The sequence below is a fragment of the Arthrobacter sp. Dra40 genome (assembly GCF_059091905.1).
Genome location: NZ_JBNHHB010000001.1, coordinates 47,682 through 63,891, shown reverse-complemented (window position 1 = coordinate 63,891; position 16,210 = coordinate 47,682). Strand labels below are relative to the sequence as shown.

General features: G+C 67.1%; 18 protein-coding genes and 1 riboswitch. Of the genes, 10 read left to right on the top strand and 8 right to left on the bottom strand.

Annotated features, from left to right (window positions below):
* Positions 1-64: 64 nt before the first annotated feature.
* From AC5RWT_RS00310 to AC5RWT_RS00300, 3 genes are all read left to right on the top strand, one after another.
* On the top strand, positions 65-379 hold the full coding sequence (locus AC5RWT_RS00310) for a hypothetical protein (protein WP_494044330.1): 315 nt from the start codon (positions 65-67) through the stop codon (positions 377-379).
* A 137-nt stretch (positions 380-516) separates the two neighbouring features.
* The gene (locus AC5RWT_RS00305; protein ID WP_494044329.1) at positions 517-915 is read left to right on the top strand and encodes a YidH family protein; all 399 of its coding nucleotides are present in this window, start codon (positions 517-519) and stop codon (positions 913-915) included.
* A 17-nt stretch (positions 916-932) separates the two neighbouring features.
* The gene (locus AC5RWT_RS00300; protein ID WP_494078643.1) at positions 933-1,265 is read left to right on the top strand and encodes a DUF202 domain-containing protein; all 333 of its coding nucleotides are present in this window, start codon (positions 933-935) and stop codon (positions 1,263-1,265) included.
* A 97-nt stretch (positions 1,266-1,362) separates the two neighbouring features.
* Here AC5RWT_RS00300 and AC5RWT_RS00295 read toward each other — a convergent pair whose 3' ends face one another.
* Together AC5RWT_RS00295 and AC5RWT_RS00290 are read right to left on the bottom strand one after the other, a co-directional pair.
* Positions 1,363-1,761, bottom strand: a complete 399-nt coding sequence (locus AC5RWT_RS00295; protein ID WP_494078642.1) for a YchJ family protein — start codon at positions 1,759-1,761, stop codon at positions 1,363-1,365.
* A gap of 85 nt (positions 1,762-1,846) precedes the next feature.
* Entirely contained in the window at positions 1,847-2,518 is a 672-nt protein-coding gene (locus tag AC5RWT_RS00290; RefSeq protein ID WP_494078641.1) for a TetR family transcriptional regulator, read from the bottom strand.
* A gap of 81 nt (positions 2,519-2,599) precedes the next feature.
* Here AC5RWT_RS00290 and AC5RWT_RS00285 point away from each other — a divergent pair, with 81 nt between their 5' ends.
* Positions 2,600-3,097: a CarD family transcriptional regulator gene (locus tag AC5RWT_RS00285; protein WP_494044325.1), complete on the top strand. Its 498-nt coding sequence runs from the start codon at positions 2,600-2,602 to the stop codon at positions 3,095-3,097.
* Between the two features lie 169 nt (positions 3,098-3,266).
* Here the strand turns inward: AC5RWT_RS00285 and AC5RWT_RS00280 are convergent, their stop codons facing one another.
* On the bottom strand, positions 3,267-4,325 hold the full coding sequence (locus AC5RWT_RS00280) for an App1 family protein phosphatidate phosphatase (protein ID WP_494078640.1): 1,059 nt from the start codon (positions 4,323-4,325) through the stop codon (positions 3,267-3,269).
* Between the two features lie 111 nt (positions 4,326-4,436).
* On the opposite strand from AC5RWT_RS00280, the gene AC5RWT_RS00275 reads away from it, so the two are divergent.
* From AC5RWT_RS00275 to AC5RWT_RS00265, 3 genes are all read left to right on the top strand, one after another.
* On the top strand, positions 4,437-4,832 hold the full coding sequence (locus AC5RWT_RS00275; protein WP_494044323.1) for an SRPBCC family protein: 396 nt from the start codon (positions 4,437-4,439) through the stop codon (positions 4,830-4,832).
* 250 nt (positions 4,833-5,082) lie between these two features.
* A complete protein-coding gene (locus AC5RWT_RS00270) occupies positions 5,083-5,247 on the top strand; it encodes a DUF4383 domain-containing protein (RefSeq protein WP_494078639.1) in 165 nt (54 codons plus the stop codon).
* A 104-nt stretch (positions 5,248-5,351) separates the two neighbouring features.
* Entirely contained in the window at positions 5,352-6,494 is a 1,143-nt protein-coding gene (locus AC5RWT_RS00265) for a hypothetical protein (RefSeq protein ID WP_494078638.1), read from the top strand.
* 72 nt (positions 6,495-6,566) lie between these two features.
* Here AC5RWT_RS00265 and AC5RWT_RS00260 read toward each other — a convergent pair whose 3' ends face one another.
* Positions 6,567-7,298 carry an NADPH-dependent FMN reductase gene (locus AC5RWT_RS00260; protein ID WP_494078637.1) on the bottom strand — a complete coding sequence of 244 codons (732 nt, stop codon included), beginning with the start codon at positions 7,296-7,298 and terminating at the stop codon, positions 6,567-6,569.
* 166 nt (positions 7,299-7,464) lie between these two features.
* Positions 7,465-7,974 (bottom strand): Lrp/AsnC family transcriptional regulator, encoded by a 510-nt coding sequence (locus AC5RWT_RS00255; protein WP_494078636.1) that lies wholly within the window; start codon positions 7,972-7,974, stop codon positions 7,465-7,467.
* 132 nt (positions 7,975-8,106) lie between these two features.
* Here AC5RWT_RS00255 and AC5RWT_RS00250 point away from each other — a divergent pair, with 132 nt between their 5' ends.
* Positions 8,107-9,354, top strand: coding sequence for an NAD(P)/FAD-dependent oxidoreductase (locus AC5RWT_RS00250; RefSeq protein ID WP_494078635.1), 1,248 nt, complete (start codon positions 8,107-8,109; stop codon positions 9,352-9,354).
* 155 nt (positions 9,355-9,509) lie between these two features.
* On the top strand, positions 9,510-9,728 hold the full coding sequence (locus AC5RWT_RS00245) for a FitA-like ribbon-helix-helix domain-containing protein (RefSeq protein WP_494078634.1): 219 nt from the start codon (positions 9,510-9,512) through the stop codon (positions 9,726-9,728).
* 66 nt (positions 9,729-9,794) lie between these two features.
* On the opposite strand, the gene AC5RWT_RS00240 is transcribed toward AC5RWT_RS00245, so the two are convergent.
* The 3 genes from AC5RWT_RS00240 to AC5RWT_RS00230 all read right to left on the bottom strand — a co-directional run bounded on the left by AC5RWT_RS00240 (position 9,795) and on the right by AC5RWT_RS00230 (position 12,050).
* Positions 9,795-11,105: an Nramp family divalent metal transporter gene (locus AC5RWT_RS00240; RefSeq protein WP_494044317.1), complete on the bottom strand. Its 1,311-nt coding sequence runs from the start codon at positions 11,103-11,105 to the stop codon at positions 9,795-9,797.
* A gap of 310 nt (positions 11,106-11,415) precedes the next feature.
* On the bottom strand, positions 11,416-11,904 hold the full coding sequence (locus AC5RWT_RS00235; protein WP_494078633.1) for a PIN domain-containing protein: 489 nt from the start codon (positions 11,902-11,904) through the stop codon (positions 11,416-11,418).
* The gene (locus tag AC5RWT_RS00230; protein WP_241913561.1) at positions 11,901-12,050 is read right to left on the bottom strand and encodes a hypothetical protein; all 150 of its coding nucleotides are present in this window, start codon (positions 12,048-12,050) and stop codon (positions 11,901-11,903) included. The genes AC5RWT_RS00235 and AC5RWT_RS00230 overlap by 4 nt, the downstream gene beginning before the upstream one ends.
* Positions 12,051-12,079: 29 nt before the next feature.
* Positions 12,080-12,203: riboswitch (SAM riboswitch) on the bottom strand.
* Between the two features lie 278 nt (positions 12,204-12,481).
* Between AC5RWT_RS00230 and AC5RWT_RS00225 the strand changes: the two genes are divergently transcribed.
* Positions 12,482-16,063: a TM0106 family RecB-like putative nuclease gene (locus AC5RWT_RS00225; protein ID WP_494078632.1), complete on the top strand. Its 3,582-nt coding sequence runs from the start codon at positions 12,482-12,484 to the stop codon at positions 16,061-16,063.
* The last annotated feature ends 147 nt before the right edge of the window (positions 16,064-16,210 follow it).

Sequence of the window (16,210 nt, the reverse complement as noted above, 5' to 3'; positions counted from 1 at the left end):
CATTCCGGATCCGGAACCCTATAGTGGGAGGGCGCCGCAGAGTGTGATGCGCAACACAAGTCTCATGATGAATACATATAAAACAGAAGATACAGCCAGCGAGGCACCGGGTTTCGACGTTTGGGTGGACGTCGAGCTCCATGTTGATACCCAACTGGGCCTCATACAATTCTGCCTCGAAGGCGAGCGCGTCCTGGGGTGGTCCGACAATATCGCCGCCATCGCGGCGGCGACGGCGGATTCCGCCGGCACCGCCCAGTGGTGCGAAAAATACTCCAAACTCCTGGTGCCGAGTTCCCGCAAGGGGGCGGGAAACCGCTTCTTCACGGTGACGAGGATGGACCAAGAGAACGACGACGGGGACCGGCCAGCGGCGTAACCGCGCACTTCTGGCTGGCCGCGGCCGGTTGGTTCGCGGGTCGTTCGTCCGCCGGCCCGACGCTGACACGAACGTGCCCGGGCCTGACACGTCCGTCATGAACGCTGCCCCGCCGCGGACATGACTACCATGAAGCCGTGCCTACTTCATCGCCTTCGCCCCGTCCGGAACGCGGCAAATTCGCCGCCAAGCTGCTCCGCGGTGGCACCGAACCTGATCCGCGGTTCACGCTGGCCAACGAGCGCACGTTCCTCGCCTGGATCCGCACCTCGCTGGCCCTGGTGGCCGGCGGAATTGCCGTGGAGGCCTTTACCACCGACATTTTCGTTCCGGCGATCCGCACCACCATCGCCGTCGTCCTCTTGGTCCTGGCGATGGCGATCGGCTGCGGTTCCTTCTTCCGCTGGCTGAACATCGAACGGTCCATGCGGCACAAGACTCCCCTGCCGCTTCCGCTGATCGCCCCGATTCTGGCCATTGGCGGCGGCGTGGTGGCGGCACTGCTGCTGGTCTTTGTCCTCCTGCGGCTGACGTGATGCAACGCGCCCGTCCCATGCCCGAGCCGGAACACCACGACCCCGGCCTGCAGCCCGAGCGCACCTCGCTGGCCTGGAGCCGGACAACCCTGGCCATGATCGTGGCGACGGCCATGTTCCTGCGTTGGTTTCCGGAATACGGCTGGTTCACGGGAATCCTCGTGGCCGTGGCATTGTGCACGGCCTCGGGCATCTACATCACCCAGCGGCTGCGCTACCGCCGGGCGGTCTCCGGCATCGCCAACGAAAGGATCCACGCCGATGCCGCCGCGGCCGCGTGGGTCGCCGGCAGCGTGGTGGTGCTCGGCGCGCTCGGCCTTTACGCCGTCCTGTTCCTGGCCTTGGACTAATCGACGACGACGGCGCGCCTTCCGTCCGGCGGGCGGCGGGAGCACACCGCTGGGCGGAGCCGGTAGCGGCCGCCTGCAACGGGCATGCCGTCCGGAGTCAGGACTGTGACAACGCGTCGCGGTAGACCCAGCGGCCATCTTCGCGAACGAACGTACTCTTCTCCTGTTGCGCTCGGTCCTGGCCGCCTTCGCGATAGGTAGCGCGGAACTCCACCGTGCCCGCGCGGTCCGATTCCCCGCCGCGTACGGTCCTCAGGATCTGCAATCCGGTCCATGCCAGCGTGGGATCCAGCCCAAGACTCGCCGGCCGCGTTTCCGGATGCCAGGTACCGAGCAGATAGTCGATGTCGCCCGTCACAAACGCCGTGTAGCGCGAGCGCATCAGGGCTTCCGCCGTCGGGGCCTCGGCGTCGCCGCGATGGTAGGGGCGGCAGCATTGGCCATAGGCTTGCCCGCGCCCGCACGGACAGGACGCATCGATCGGCACGGTCTTCATTCGGGCACCTCCGCGGTCTTCACGATGTCGGCCTGCACGGGGTCGGCGCCGCCTCGCTGAGGCCCGCTCCGCTCGTAGCGCGCGTTCAGTGGGCCAACTGCCGGGCGGAAGCGTAGATGTCGGGCAGGTTATCGTCCCGGCCCGCCTCGCGCCGGGTCACCCACACTTCGAAGGCGACGCGGACCACTGCCGCGCAGGTCTCGAAGGCGAGCCTGATCTGCAGATCGCTGATGCCGTCACGGCCGAACCGGTCCATCAGGGCGTCCACCAGCCCGGTGGTCCGGGTGGCATTGTGCTTGAGCAGGGCCGCCCTCAGCAGCGGCTCCTTCCGGATGAGCTGGTTGACCAGCAACATGCTGCGGGCCTGCGGCGCATCGTTGTCCGCATACCCCTGCATCACCTGCTCGTAAACGCGCTCCAGCTCTTCGCGCGGATTGCCGGCAGGGTCGATGGTCAGCAGCCCGGCTTCGAGTGCGGCGTCGAAATCCTGGTGTGCCGGCAGCGCGGCCTCTTCCTTGCTGGTGAAGTACCGGAAGAAGGTCCGCTGGGAGATCCCGGCCGCGTTGGCAATGCCGTCCACGGTGGTGGCATCAACGCCGTATTCCTGGAACAGACGCAGCGCGGCCTGGCTGATTTCCGCCCGGGTCTGCCGCCGCCGCCGCTCCCTTAATCCGGGTGCAGCAGCAGGGAGCTCAGCCGTGGAAGGGCCGGGCACATCGGTTCTGGAAGCGCCGCTGATGGGCGATTTCTGTGGCATAGCAGCTTCCAAGATACCCCAATATTTGAGTATTCGCTGCCAATGTGGCAGTATCTGCCATAATGGCATGAAAGGGCATCAATGAACATTAAAGTTGGCGACACCCTCGTCTACCCCCCGCACGGCGCAGTCACCGTGACCGATCTCCGCACCCGTCCGTTCAAGGACTGCCAGACCAAGTTCGTGCAGTTCCGCGCGCATCATGACGGACTGATGATCGAACTGCCGCTGGGCAACGCGGAAACGGTCGGCGTACGCAAGGCCATCAGCAAGAAGGGCGTCAAGGAGGTCTTCGCGATCCTCAAGGCGAAGGTGCCCGAGGACCAGGAGAACTGGTCGCGCCGCTTCAAGGCCAACCAGGAAAAGATCAACAGCGGCGACATCTACAGGGTCAGCGAAGTGGTCCGCGATCTCTCGCTGCGGGCCCTCGGACGCGGCTCCTCGGCCGGCGAAAAGCACCAGCTCGAGCAGGCCATGCGGATCCTGTGCTCCGAGATTGCACTGGCCGAGAAAACCGACAACGATGCGGCCCGCGAGATGATCGAAGCCGTCTTCGGCCCGGTCGACGCCACGGCCTAACCATTCACTATTCACCAGGCGGCCTTCTCAGCTCTGAGAAGGCCGCCTGTTGAATACTCGATGCTGCGCACGACACCGGCGCCCCGCTTCGCACTGAACCGGGGCGCCGGTTTCGTTGGCTCTGCTGCCGGGCCCCGGTTTCGTTGGCCCTGCCGCCGGGGCGCCGGCGCTACAGGATTCCCAGCTGCTGGAGCTGGTTCGCCAGCCCCTTCCCGTCGGGGGCATAGATCCAGGGGATGCTGCGCGCCGGGCCGCTGGGGCGGTCCTGTGAACGGCCGCCGGCCAGCACCGCTTCGCTGACCGACAGTTGCCGGATGGCGATGGCCGCCACGTGCCCCGGATAGCGCAGCGCGAAGCCCGCGTAGATGGCTTCGTCGTGCTGTCCGTCGTCGCCGATCAGCAGCCACTTGATGTCCGGGAACTCTTCGGCCAGCCGGCGCAACTGGTCGACCTTGTGCCCCTGGCCGCTGCGGAACCAGCGGTCCTTGGTGGGGCCCCAGTCGGTGAGCAGCAACGCGCCGTCGGGATACAGGTTCCGGGACAGGAACCGCGTCAAGGTCTGCGCAACATTCCACGCGCCGGTGGACAGATACAGCACCGGGCTGCCCGGATGTTCACGCGTGACCCGCTCCAGCATCACCGCCATGCCCGGCGTGGGATTGCGCGCATGCTCATCCAGCACAAAGGTATTCCAGGCCGCCAGCAGCGGACGCGGCAGAGCGGTGACCATCACCGTGTCATCGACGTCGGAGACCACCCCGAAGCGCTCCCCCGGCGGCACCACGTAGACCGCTGCCTCCACGGGCTCGGAGTCCTCGCAGCGCAGCGTGACGGTGTGCCAGCCGGGCGCAAGGTCCACTGACACTTTCGCATCCACCACCCCGCCGCGGTCGGCCACCACATGGTGTTCCACGCCGGCGGCGGAGATGGTCACGCGCGCGTTGGCCACCGGCGGGCTGATGAAGTTCCGCCAGCCGCGGATGCCGTCGGCCACCAGCTTGGAGGGCATCCGGCCGTTGTCGAAGGCGCCGGGCCGGGCCATGACCACCCGGCCAAGCACGCGGACCCAGCCGGCCGTGCCGTAGCCGGTAAACGACATTACCGTGGCCACGTCGCCGCGCCGCCGTGCCCGCCGTTCCCGGTACGCCTGCCAGCGGTCCTCAACGCGCATGCCGATGTGGGCTGCCTTCTCCTGGAGATCGTCGCCGTTGCCAGTCCTGGATGCCATGGTTCAAGTCTGTCATGCACTGCGGCCCGAGCCTCCATCTTTGACGCTTGCGGCCGGCAGGACCGGCCATCGGGTCTTGTCCGCGCCGGAGCGAACCTGAAGACTGGTCCCATGACCTTTGCAGCGCGGCACATCAGCATTGCCATCAACCGCCCCGTTGGGGAGGTCTACGAGTTCGCCAGCAACCCGGAGAACCTGCCGAAGTGGGCCGCCGGCCTCAGCTCCTCCATCGGCATGGTCGACGACAACTGGGTGGCCGAAACGGACGCGGGACCGGTGCGGGTGAAGTTTGCCGAACGCAACGAGTTTGGCGTGCTGGACCACCACGTCATCACCGCGTCCGGGGAGTCCATCTACAACCCGCTGCGCGTGCTCGGCAACGGCGATGGCGCGGAAGTGGTGTTCACGCTCTACCGCCGCGAGGGCATGGATGAGACAAGCTTCGACGCCGATGCGGCCGCGGTGGACCGGGACCTGCACACACTCAAGCGGCTGCTCGAGGCCTGAGCCGGCCGCCGACGTCGCACTCCACAGGACCACCGCGCGGCCGCAATGACGCACCCAAACCGGCCGCCGCCGTCGTGATTTTTACCCGCCGTAGTGGGCAAACGGACGTACTCTGACAGCGCTGGTTCCGACGTCAGATTCGCCCTACCAACGGCCGAGTTGCACCTCAACGAAGTTCCGAAACTCATTGTTTGGGAGGAGAAATGGCCTTCGCGGGCGGCTCCGAAGCCAAGTGCTCAACGTGTTCCAAGTGTCCGTGTTGCTCAACATCATCTACCTGGTGGTAGGCGTGGTGGGCTACATCATGAGCCGCACCGCCAGTGGTGCGCGGGAATTCCTGATGGGAGCAGGCATCCTGTACCTGGGGATCACCTACATGATGCGCCGCGGGGACGAGGCGCACGAAACAACATAATCGCTGATACCCTGCCGGGTCTCCCGGCAGGACGGTGAGCCCGCGGACCCCAGTCGCCGATGACTGGGGTTCGCTGGCGTTCGGGTCCATCGGATACTAAGCGCGTGATGATCATGATCGCCTGCGGCCTGCTGCTGGCCGCGGGACTGGCGCTCGTGCTGTTCCGGGGCGGGGAGCACTTCCAGCTCCCGGTGGGCACTAACGACGGCGGCGCCCTCCTGGGCGGCGCCGGTCCCGTCCCCGACCGCCGCTCCCCCGCGAGCGACGGCGGCGCGCTGCTTGCGCAAGCGGCGCGCCGGGTGCTGTGGTGGGCCAACGTCCTGCTGGTGGGCGGCGGCGTGGCCGGACTGTGCATGGCCGGTGCCGGCGGGCGGCTGGTGATGCGCCTGCTGGCGGTGACGTCGCCGGAGGACGAGGGCAGGCTGACCGACGCCGGGCAAACCATCGGCGAGATCAGCTTGGAGGGGACCTTCGGCTTCGTTGTTTTCGGCATTGCCATCGGCTGCGGGACGGCACTGCTTTATGGCGCGGTCCGTTGGTGGCTGCCTGCCGGGCGGGTCGGCGGAGCCGCCTTCGGGCTGCTGTTGCTGCTGGGACTCAGTACCGTGTTCGGGCCGCTGGAGCCGGACAGCCGGGATTTCCAAGTTGTGGGTCCCGCTTGGCTGTCCATAGCCACGTTCTCCGCGCTGGCCGTTGCCCACGGCATGCTGGTTGTGACGGCCAGTACGTGGCTGTCCCGGCGAGTGCCGCTGCTTCAATCGGCGCAGGACGTGCGGTGGTACCTTCCGCTGCTGCTGGTTCTGGCCCCGCTGGGCGCTGCCGCGGTGGTTGTTGCGGCATGGGTGCTTGCCGCTATCGGCTTGGCTTGGGCCGCGGCGGTCTTCAGGCTGAAGGTGTCGCGGGGCCGGCGGCGTGGGTCGGATCTGGAGTCCGGGCTGGCGGTCGGGCCAGGAGTGCCGGGCGGGACGGAACAAAAGCCCGGTGAGCCCGAACTTTCCGGCGTGGCATCGGGTGGAGCCCCGGCACAGACCGGGGCCCAAGTACAGACTGGGGCGGCGGCACGGACGGGGGCCGTGCCGCTGTCGGGAGCCCCGGTGCTAGGCACCGAGGCCGGGGCCGGGGCGGGCATTTTGCAGGGACGCTGGCTGCTTGTCGGCGGACGGATAGCTTTGGCTGCGCTGGCCGTGGCTTGGCTGCCTGGTTTCTTGGCGTCGATGGCCACCATTGTGGCGGCCGGCGGGCCGTAGTCCGGCGCGCGGTTAAAGCGAATCGCTCCGCCGGATGGGGATACGGCGGAGCGATTCGGTCAGCAGGCAGTCTTAGACAGCTGCGGCCTGCGGGGTGCGGATGGTGGCGAAGCCTTGGGCCCAGGGAATGAGCTGGTCGATCATCGGGGCAAGCGTTCCGGCGTTCTGCTCGGTCGGCTTGAAGTCGGCGAAATTCTCGAAATCGGTGAACAGCGAGAACATCACCTGGTTGCGGACCACTGCCACCTGCAGCTCAGCCAGGAGGTTGCGCAGGTGCTCGGCAGCGCGGACGCCGCCCATCGAACCGTAGGACACGATGCCGGCGGCCTTGTTGTTGAATTCCACGTTCACGTAGGACAGCGCGTTGGCCAGTGCCGCCGAGACCGTGTGGTTGTATTCGTTGGCCACGAAGATGTAGCCATCGAACTCGCTGATTTTGGCCGACCAGGCCTTGGTGTGGTCGCCCTGGTAGTTCTGGTAGGCGGCGGGGAATGCCTCATCCAGCAGCGGAAGGTTGAAGTCGGCGATGTCGACCACCTCGAAAGTGGCGTCAGTCCGGCCGGCCAGTTCCGCGGCCACCCACGCGGCCACCGAGTCGTTGACCCGGCCGGGGCGGGTGCTACCCGTGATGATGGCGATCTTGGGGAGGCCGGCGACGGCTGCTGCCGGGGCCGAAGCCGCCGGGGCCGTCGAGGCAGCAGCACCGGCTGTTGCGTTCTCTTTGGATTCGGCCGCTGCGGGCGCGGGGTTGGCGGCGGACCGGCGGGCGTTGGACTTGCTGAAAAGATTCTTAAACCAGGACATGGCAGCCTTCGATAGATTGCTTGACGTTTCAACCATCGTAGCGCCGTGAAGAATGACATGTCAACAAACGTGGTAATGGAGCCCTGCACCCTGCGAGGTGAGGATGGGCCGCCTCAGCGAGCGGAGAACTAGACCGCACCACACCTGGCCGCAGGTTCAGGCCCATTCAAGGGGCGAGGGAACTTCCCGGCGGGCGGACATGTTCGAAGATGACGGTGGTATTGGTGCCGGCAACCTCCGGGCGGAGGCTCAGGTTGTTCGCCACCAGATTTCGCAGCGCATTCGAGTCTGCCACGGCTACGTGGATCAGGAAATCGCGGTCTCCGGTCACAAAGAAAATCCCCTCCACTGCGGGCAGTCCGGCCAAATAGTCCTTGAACTCGGTCAGGTTCGACCGGGCATGCGCCTGCAGCCGTATGGAGATCAGCGCCTGCAGGCCGCGCCCCACCGCAGCAGGGTCGACGTCGGCATGGAAGCCTCGAATCACACCCCGCTCGCGCAGGGAACGGATCCGACTTAAGCAGGTTGAAGGGGCAATGCCTGCAGCCGCCGCGATTGCGTTGTTGGGGGTCCGGGCATCGTTCTGGAGCAGCTCGACGATCAACCGGTCGATGCGGTCCAATCCGGACCCGGTTGGAGCCCCGAAAGTGCGTCGAACATCATTCGATTCCGCCATGTGACAGCCACCACTTTCTGAACTTTAGATCAGCAATAACTAGTGTCGCAGAATCTTCTCCGAGTCACTTGAGATACAGCTAAACATTGTTCACGATGGTGCCGATGGTAGATACAAACCCGAGGAGCACCGATGTACTCTCGCGCACACACCCCGAGCACCGCCGTCGTTGTTGGGGCCGGCATGGTGGGACTGGCCACCGCTTGGCATTTGCAGGAACGCGGCGTGGAAGTGACCGTCGTGGACAGGTCAGGCGTCGCCGCCGGTGCTTCCTGGGGCAATGCCGGCTGGCTGACGCCGGGCATGGCCATGCCGTTGTCGGACCCGAGCCTCTGGACCTACGGCCCGAAGGCGCTGGTTGATCCTGCGGCGCCGCTGCACGTTCCAGCCCGGATGGACCCGCAGTTGTGGCAGTTCCTGGCCCGCTTTGCGCTGCACGGCACGCAGAAGGCGTGGGACCGGACCATGGCCGCGCTGACGCCGATCGACCGGATGGCGCTGGAGAGCTTCGACGAGTTGACGGACAACGGCGTGGAATCCTGGACGCGGAAGGGTCCTTTCATCGTCGGCTTCGAGGACGAGAAGGAGAGCCGGCATTTTGTCCACGAGCTGGCCAATGTGGAGAAGGCCGGCCAGTCGGCTCCGCTGACCCGCCTGGAAGACGCCCAGATGAAGGTGCCGCAACTGTCCGCCGCAGTATCGACGGTGTTCGAGCTGGAGGGACAGCGGTTCCTTGAGCCCGGTCCGTTTGTTGAGGCCCTTGCCGCAGCGGTGGTGGAACGGGGCGGGAAGATCATCCCCGGCGCGGAGGTCCGCTCGCTGCGCCACGGCCACACCGGGATCTCGGTGGAGACCTACGCCCAGGAGCCGTTCCACGCCGACGTCGTTGTGCTGGCCACCGGGGCCTGGCTGCCTGAGCTCGCCAAGCCGCTGGGCGTGCGCACCATGGTGCAGGCCGGCCGGGGGTACTCCTTCAGCGTGGCCACCGACCAGCCGGCCGAGTTCCCCATCTACTTCCCCGCCCGCCGCGTGGCCTGCACGCCGTATCAGGGACGGTTGCGCATCGCCGGAACAATGGAGTTCCGCGGCCCCGACGAGCCGCTACAGACCGGGCGGATCGACGCCATTCTGGCCGCGGTCCGGCCGCTGTTCACCAACATGGACCTGGAGCATCTCGAGGACATTTGGGTGGGGCCGCGCCCGGTCACTCCGGACGGGCTGCCGCTGGTTGGCGCCACCCGCTCCCCCGGCGTGTACGTTGCCGGCGGCCACGGGATGTGGGGCATTGTGCTGGGCCCGGCCACCGGCAAGCTGCTGGCCGAACAGATCGTCACCGGCCGCGTGCCCGACGAGATCCGGCCGTTCGACCCGTTGCGCTGACAGGCGCCGCGTGCCGGACGCGGATCCGCCCGTTTGACCCGGCGCACTGACCGGCGCCCGCGTTTCGCCCATCCAACCCTCCGCTGACAGCCGGCCCGCATGGGTCTACCATGGGCGGCATTGGGAGCGGTACGTCCCGAGGAAGGGTGGCTGTCATGGAATCGCTGACCGTGCCGGATCTGGATGCGAGGACGCTGGAAGGACTCCGCATCCTCGCCGATTCGCACCATCGCACGCCCGAGGCCGAAGCCCGGGCCATCCTGGTCCAGACAGTCCGGGGGCTGGGCGAAGCCGACGATCTGCTCGCGTCGATGGTCGGCGGCGACGAAACGGAAGGCCACACCCGGCGGGGCGCACCGCCGTCGTCGTCTTAAACAGTGCTGCTTAAAGAGTGCTGCCCCGCACCGAAACGGTACGGGGCAGCAGAGTTTTGCAGGAAATCAGCCGCCGAAGAGCGGGGCGATACTGTTCCACAACTGGTAGACGCCAAGGACAATGAACAGCAGGGCACAGATGCCCAGCGCGATGTTCGTGTGCAGCCGGTTGGCCCATTCCTTCGGGATCCGCTTGCCATTGAGCAGGCCCAGCAACGTCAGTGCCAGGAACGGCATGAACAACGATCCCAAGGCACCGTAAATCAGGATCAGCGCGATCGGCTTGCCCAGCATGAACAGCAACATGGGCGGGAACGTCAGCCAGAGGACGTAGAACTTGAAGTACTTGCCGCCGACGCGGGTGTCCGGATGGCCGGACTCCTTCTTGCGCATGTTGCCCCAGAAGTCGGCGAACATGAGGGACACGCCGTTCCAGACGCCGATGATGGAGGAGAACGATGCGGCCCAGAAACCGACCAGGAAGCCGGTGCCGACCACGTCGCCGTACTCCGCCTTGAGCACTTCGTACAGGTCCAGCAGTCCTTCGTCGCCGGCGCTCAGCGAGACGCCCGCGGTGCGGACCACCTCGGCGCCGACGATCAGCATGGCGACCACGAAGATGCCGGTCATGATGTAAGCAACTGAATTGTCGATCCGCATGACGCGCATCCACTTTGGCGTGTGCCAGCCCTTCTCACGCAGCCAGTAGCCGTAGGCCGCCAGCGTGATGGTGCCGCCGACGCCTCCGGCCAGCGCCAGGGTGTAGAACACGGCGCCTTCCTCCTGCGGGATCATCGGCACCAAACCGCCGATCATCTCCGGGATGTTGGGCACGGCGATGATGGCCAGCCCGACGACGGTGACGAACATCAGCCCGACGAACACGGCGGTGATCTTCTCGAAGGTGGCGTACTTTCCGAACCAGACCATGACAAATCCGGCCAGGCCCATCAAGATGGCCCAGGCCCACAGCGGCAGCACCGGGAACACCGCGGCCAACGGCAGCGCCGCCGATGACATTGCCGTGGCCCCGTAGACGAAGCCCCAGATCATGATGTACGGACCGAAGTACCAGGTGGTCCAGCGGCCCAGCGAGCGCCAGCCCTCGAAGATCGTCTTGCCGGTCGCCAGCGAGAATCGCCCGGCGCCTTCGACCAGGATGATCTTCAGAATGACGCCGACAATCACCGCCCAGAACAGGCCGTAGCCGTAGCGGGAACCCGCCACCAACGTGGCCACCATATCCGCGGCGCCGACGCCGGTGGCCGCGACGACGAGGCCGGGACCGACGATCTTCCACTTGGCGGGAGCCCCGCCGTCGTTGTCCACCCGCGCAGCGGCATCTAGCGCGCCCGGGGCGTTGTTCTCAGTGGCCATGAGCCATGTATTCCTTACCGTGATGGAGCTTGTCCGCAGAAAACGGGCGGCAACAGTGCCGCCCGTCACCGGACCCCGTTTAGTTTCTCACGCGTTCCGAACGCCCGGTCAGTAAAGCAGCGAAGGGGCCACAGGGGGAACCGTTCGTCGCTAGGAAGGCCCCGTTGGGCGGAAAATCGCGGCAGGACTGTGGCCGTTCGCATACCTGATGTGCCCCGTCCTGAGGGCAGGCCCATCGGTGGGCTAGCCGTCGGGACTACCCGTTGGTGCTAGCCGCCGCGGGGCAGCCGACCGGTACTACCCGCCGGCGCTAGCCGTCCCGGGCAGACTTCCACGGGTCACACGCCTCCACCGACAGCCGCCGGTAGCCTTCGGCGTTGCCGGACACAACGGTCAGGCAATGCTTGACGGCCGTCGCGGCGATCAGCGACTCCACGGCCGGCACGTCCTGGATCGCCAGCGGCGCCCAGGCCTCGGCCACCTGCAGGTCCACCGGAAGGATGTAGGCGGCGAACCGTTCGGTCAGCTCGACCAGCCAACTGTCCGCCCGTCCGGACAGGGCGCTGTCCTGGGTGCTGAGCGCGTGCAGCTCCCCCAGTGTCAGCGCCGAAATGTAGACGCGCGAGCGGCGGCGCCGCTGCAGGAACTCCACGACGGCGGGGTCCGGGTTCTCGCGCCTGAGCTCGGCCACCACGTCGGTGTCCAACAGCAGCCCGCGGGCACGGCGCGGCCCGGAGGGGTCAGCGGGTTTCGGCGCGGGACCGGTCGCCGTCGGTGTTGGTTCGGTGCTGGTGGTCATCGGGCCGCGGCGACGGCGCGCTGCTGCCCGCGGGTTTGCAGCGCCGCATCCAGCAGGAAGTCCACAAAGGCTTCCCGGGCAGCGGAAATCTGCTCGTAGTCGGCCAGACTCAAGACCTGGAGTTGCGGGGATTCAAGGGTGTCCATAGCAGCCGGCGCCGGGCGCCGCGTCCTTTCGCATGCTCTTGCCCGCACCGGTAGCTAGTGGCTGATGCAGGCCGCTTCGTCATCCGAACCACCCAACGAGCGTGGGGTTGGTATGTGGCCAAAGTCGGAGCTTGGCGGCCACAATTCTTGAAGCTATGGCTACTCTAGCCAGTCCGAGTGCCGCGTGTCAGAGACCGCGGTCACATCGCGTAACAGGCTGCGTAACGTTCCACCTCCCGGGCGGGCACCGCCGAATCTCTGGTGCGGGTCCGGGCACCTGTGGCGGCCGCCCCGGCGCATCCTTCCGAAACTGTCCGCGCCGGCTGGTACATCTTTACTTGCCGGCAGGCACCGGACGGCGGCGGGATATCGTTGGGGGGACCCCGCCGCCGGCCGGGTTGGCAGCTGCCGTACTTGTGCAAGGAGGCACCGTGTTTCTGCTCGACTCCGACGCCGCCGGGGCTGACCGGGACCTGGTCTACACGGCCACCGACCTGGTCACCGCCGCCCAGTGCGAGTACCAGTTGCTGCGCAAGCTGGACGAGAAGCTGGGCCGCACCCCGGTGCCGGACTTCGGCCGGGACGAGATGCTCGAGCGCACCGCGGCGCTGGGCGATGTGCACGAACACCGGGTGCTGCAGCAGTTCCGCGACGCGTTCGGCTCCGGCGTGGTGGAGATCGCGGAGACCCGCAGCTACTCCCGCGCAGACCTGCAGGCCAAGCATGCCGAATCGATTGCGGCGCTGCAGTCCGGCGCGGACGTGGTGTTCCAGGCCTCCTTCTTCGACGGCAGTTTCCATGGTCGGTCCGATTTCTTGGTCAAGACCCAGCACGACGACGGCGGTGCCCCGGCTTACGCCGTCTACGACACCAAGCTGGCCCGTCATGCCAAGGTCACCGCGCTGCTGCAGTTGGCCGCCTACGGCGACCAACTCCTCCAGGCCGGCATCAGCGCGGTGCCCACGGTGACGCTGGTGCTCGGCGACGGCCGGCACAGCGACCACAGCCTGACCGACCTGCTGCCGGTCTTCCGCGAACGCCGCAGCCGCTTCCTGGATCTGGTCGCCGGACACCGCGCGCAGCCGGCGCCGGTCCGCTGGGGAGACGAGCGGGTGAAAGTGTGCGGCCGCTGCGACTACTGTGCCGAACAGGTTGGGCTGCACCGGGACCTCCTGCTGGTGGCGAACATGAGCACGGTCCGCCGCCGCAAACTCCGCGCGGCGGGAATTCGCACGATCGACCAACTGGCCGCGCTGGAATTGCCCGCCGGCGAATCGTCGAATGGAGCGCTGGCCCGGCTGCGGGACCAAGCGCGCATGCAGACCGGCACCGCCGAACCGGACGGCCAGGTCACCTTCCGCAAGGACGGTGCCGAACACACCGTTGCCTACCGCGTACTGGAACGGCACACCCTGTGGCGGCTGCCCGCGCCGGACCCGGGCGACATTTTCTTCGACTTCGAGGGAGACCCGCTCTGGCAGGACGAAAACGGGGTATGGGGGCTGGAATACCTCTTCGGCGTGGTGGAGAACCCGCCGGCCGGTGGCGGCACCGCACCGTTCAAGCCCTTCTGGGCGCACAGCCGCTCGGGTGAACGAAAAGCGCTGGCGGACTTCCTGGACTACGTGTCCGAACGGCGCCGCAGCCACCCCGGCCTGCACATCTACCACTACGCCAACTACGAGAAAGCCGCCCTGCGCCGGCTGTCGTTGCAGCATCTGGTCGGCGAAGAAGCAGTGGATGAGCTGCTGCGCGAGGGCATCCTGGTGGACCTCTACGACACGGTCCGGCACAGCCTGCGGATTTCGGAAAACTCCTACAGCATCAAGAAGCTGGAACCGCTCTACATGGGCGAGAACCTGCGCTCCGGCGACGTCAAAGACGCCGGCGCATCCGTCGTGGCATACGCGCAGTACTGCACTGCCCGGGATGCAGGCAATGACTCCGAAGCAGACACCATCCTCAAGAGCATTGCGGACTACAACGAATACGACTGCCTGTCCACGCTGGAATTGCGCAACTGGCTGCTGCGGCTGGCCGCCGAACGCGGCGTTGTACCGGGACGCCTCGCCGCGACCGCGCCGGCCGCGGCCGGCGCCACCACAACTGACGACGACGGTGGGCCGCGGCCGCCGCAGGAACGGCGGCTGCTGGACTTCGTGGCGGCAGCGGCCGAAACGGCCGCGGGGCGCAACCAGACGCTGTCCGCGGACGAACAGGCGGTTGCCATGGTCGCGGCGTCCGTCGGCTACCACGGGCGCGAAGAGAAGCAGTTCTGGTGGGCGCATTTTGACCGGCTGGATGCCCCGGTCGAGGACTGGGCCGATGTCCGCGACGTCTTCACCGTCGATTCCGCTCGCGTGGTTTCCGAGTGGGCGAAGCCGACCTCCCGCAGCAACCCGGTCCGTGTTCTGGCGCTGTCCGGCCGGCTGGCTCCCGGTTCCACCATCAAGGAAGGCAGCCTGCTCTGCCGCCTCTACAACCAGCCCTACCCGGCGTTCCTCTGCGAACAGAACGACGGCGTCAACCACCGCGCCTTCTGCTTCGGCGCCGAGGTGCTGGAACTGGGTGCGGACGGCGGGAAGGACACGCTGCTCATCCGGGAGCGGTTGCCGCGCGACGCCGAAGAATACACCGAGTTCCCGGTGGCGTTGACGCCTGACCGGCCGGTGGGCACCGCGTCCATCCGCCAGGCGCTGGCCGACCTCGCCGCTGCAGTTGCCGGTGCGCTGCCCGCCTTCCCCGCCGAACCGGCGTTGGAGCTGCTGCGCCGGCGTCCGCCACGCCTGGCAACGCTGGCCCAGCTGCCCGAAGTCCAGGGCCACCCGGACGGTTATGTCGACGCGATCACCGCCGCCGTCGCTGATTTGCAGGACTCCTATCTGGCGGTCCAGGGGCCGCCGGGCACCGGCAAGACCTACGTCGGGTCGCACGCCGTCGCCCGCATGGTGGCACTGGGTTGGAAGGTCGGCGTGGTCGGCCAGTCGCATGCCGTGGTGGACAACATGCTGCGTGCGGCCATCGAAAAGGCCGGTGTGCCGCCGGAACTGGTCGCCAAAAAACCGAACGGCGACCACGACCTTCCCTGGCCCAACCGGAGCACTGCAGATGTGACCCGGTTGCTCGAGTCCCCCGGAGGTGCGCTGATCGGCGGCACCGCGTGGACCATGACCGGTTCGGCGGTCCCGCTCAAGTCGCTGGATCTGCTGGTCATTGACGAGGCCGGCCAGTTCTCGCTGGCGAACACCCTGGCCGTTTCCCGCGCCGCCAAGCGGCTGCTGCTGTTGGGCGATCCACAGCAACTGCCGCAGGTCACCCAAGGCACGCACCCGGAACCGGTGGACGAGTCCGCACTCGGTTGGCTCTCCGCCGGGCATGCCACCTTGCCGCCGGAGCTGGGCTATTTCCTCGCCCGGAGCTGGCGCATGCATCCGGACCTTTGCCGGGCCGTGTCGGTCCTGGCCTATGACGGGCGGCTTGAATCGGCGCCGGCCGCGGCCCTGCGGCAGCTAGAGGGAGCTCCGGCCGGAGTGGAGTGCGTCTACGTGGACCATCAGGGCAACGCCACATCGTCCCCGGAGGAAGCCGCCGAAGTGCTCGCGCAGGTCCGCCGGCATGTGGGTTTGCCCTGGCGCGAAGATGGCGCAGCGCAGCCGCGGCCGCTGACCGGGGCGGACATCCTGGTAGTGGCCCCCTACAACGCCCAGGTCCAGCTGATCCGTTCGGTACTCGACGGCGCCGGGCTGCCGGACGTCAGGGTCGGCACGGTAGACAAGTTCCAGGGCCAGGAAGCCCCTGTCGTGATCGTGTCCACCGCCGTGTCCGCCGCGGCCGAAGCCCCGCGCGGAATGGAATTCGTGCTCAACCGGAACCGCAACAACGTGGCTGTCTCGCGCGGCCAGTGGCGCGCGGTCGTCGTCCGCTCCCGCGCCCTCACGGACTACCTGCCGGCACGCCCCGCGGGCCTAGAGGAACTCGGCGCCTTCGCCGGGCTCTGCGACTGCGTGAATTAACCACTAGCCCGGCCCGCGGGCTAGCGGTGGAATGTCGCCACAGGGCCAAACTGCCCCGTCAGGCTGCGGACGTCGTGCTACGTTACGGGCGAAATCCGCTACGGTGCGGACCCCGGTCATGTTTGAATGAGAATTGGCAGCCTGGCG

Coding starts and splice junctions, on each gene's coding strand:
- AC5RWT_RS00230 (WP_241913561.1), bottom strand. CDS start 12,050: ATGGACACCCTTGAATCCCCGCAACTCCAGGTCTTGAGTCTGGCCGAC.
- AC5RWT_RS00245 (WP_494078634.1), top strand. CDS start 9,510: ATGGAATCGCTGACCGTGCCGGATCTGGATGCGAGGACGCTGGAAGGA.
- AC5RWT_RS00260 (WP_494078637.1), bottom strand. CDS start 7,298: ATGTCCTGGTTTAAGAATCTTTTCAGCAAGTCCAACGCCCGCCGGTCC.
- AC5RWT_RS00300 (WP_494078643.1), top strand. CDS start 933: ATGCCCGAGCCGGAACACCACGACCCCGGCCTGCAGCCCGAGCGCACC.
- AC5RWT_RS00310 (WP_494044330.1), top strand. CDS start 65: ATGATGAATACATATAAAACAGAAGATACAGCCAGCGAGGCACCGGGT.
- AC5RWT_RS00240 (WP_494044317.1), bottom strand. CDS start 11,105: ATGGCCACTGAGAACAACGCCCCGGGCGCGCTAGATGCCGCTGCGCGG.
- AC5RWT_RS00280 (WP_494078640.1), bottom strand. CDS start 4,325: ATGGCATCCAGGACTGGCAACGGCGACGATCTCCAGGAGAAGGCAGCC.
- AC5RWT_RS00295 (WP_494078642.1), bottom strand. CDS start 1,761: ATGAAGACCGTGCCGATCGATGCGTCCTGTCCGTGCGGGCGCGGGCAA.
- AC5RWT_RS00275 (WP_494044323.1), top strand. CDS start 4,437: ATGACCTTTGCAGCGCGGCACATCAGCATTGCCATCAACCGCCCCGTT.
- AC5RWT_RS00250 (WP_494078635.1), top strand. CDS start 8,107: ATGTACTCTCGCGCACACACCCCGAGCACCGCCGTCGTTGTTGGGGCC.
- AC5RWT_RS00290 (WP_494078641.1), bottom strand. CDS start 2,518: ATGCCACAGAAATCGCCCATCAGCGGCGCTTCCAGAACCGATGTGCCC.
- AC5RWT_RS00235 (WP_494078633.1), bottom strand. CDS start 11,904: ATGACCACCAGCACCGAACCAACACCGACGGCGACCGGTCCCGCGCCG.
- AC5RWT_RS00285 (WP_494044325.1), top strand. CDS start 2,600: ATGAACATTAAAGTTGGCGACACCCTCGTCTACCCCCCGCACGGCGCA.
- AC5RWT_RS00255 (WP_494078636.1), bottom strand. CDS start 7,974: ATGGCGGAATCGAATGATGTTCGACGCACTTTCGGGGCTCCAACCGGG.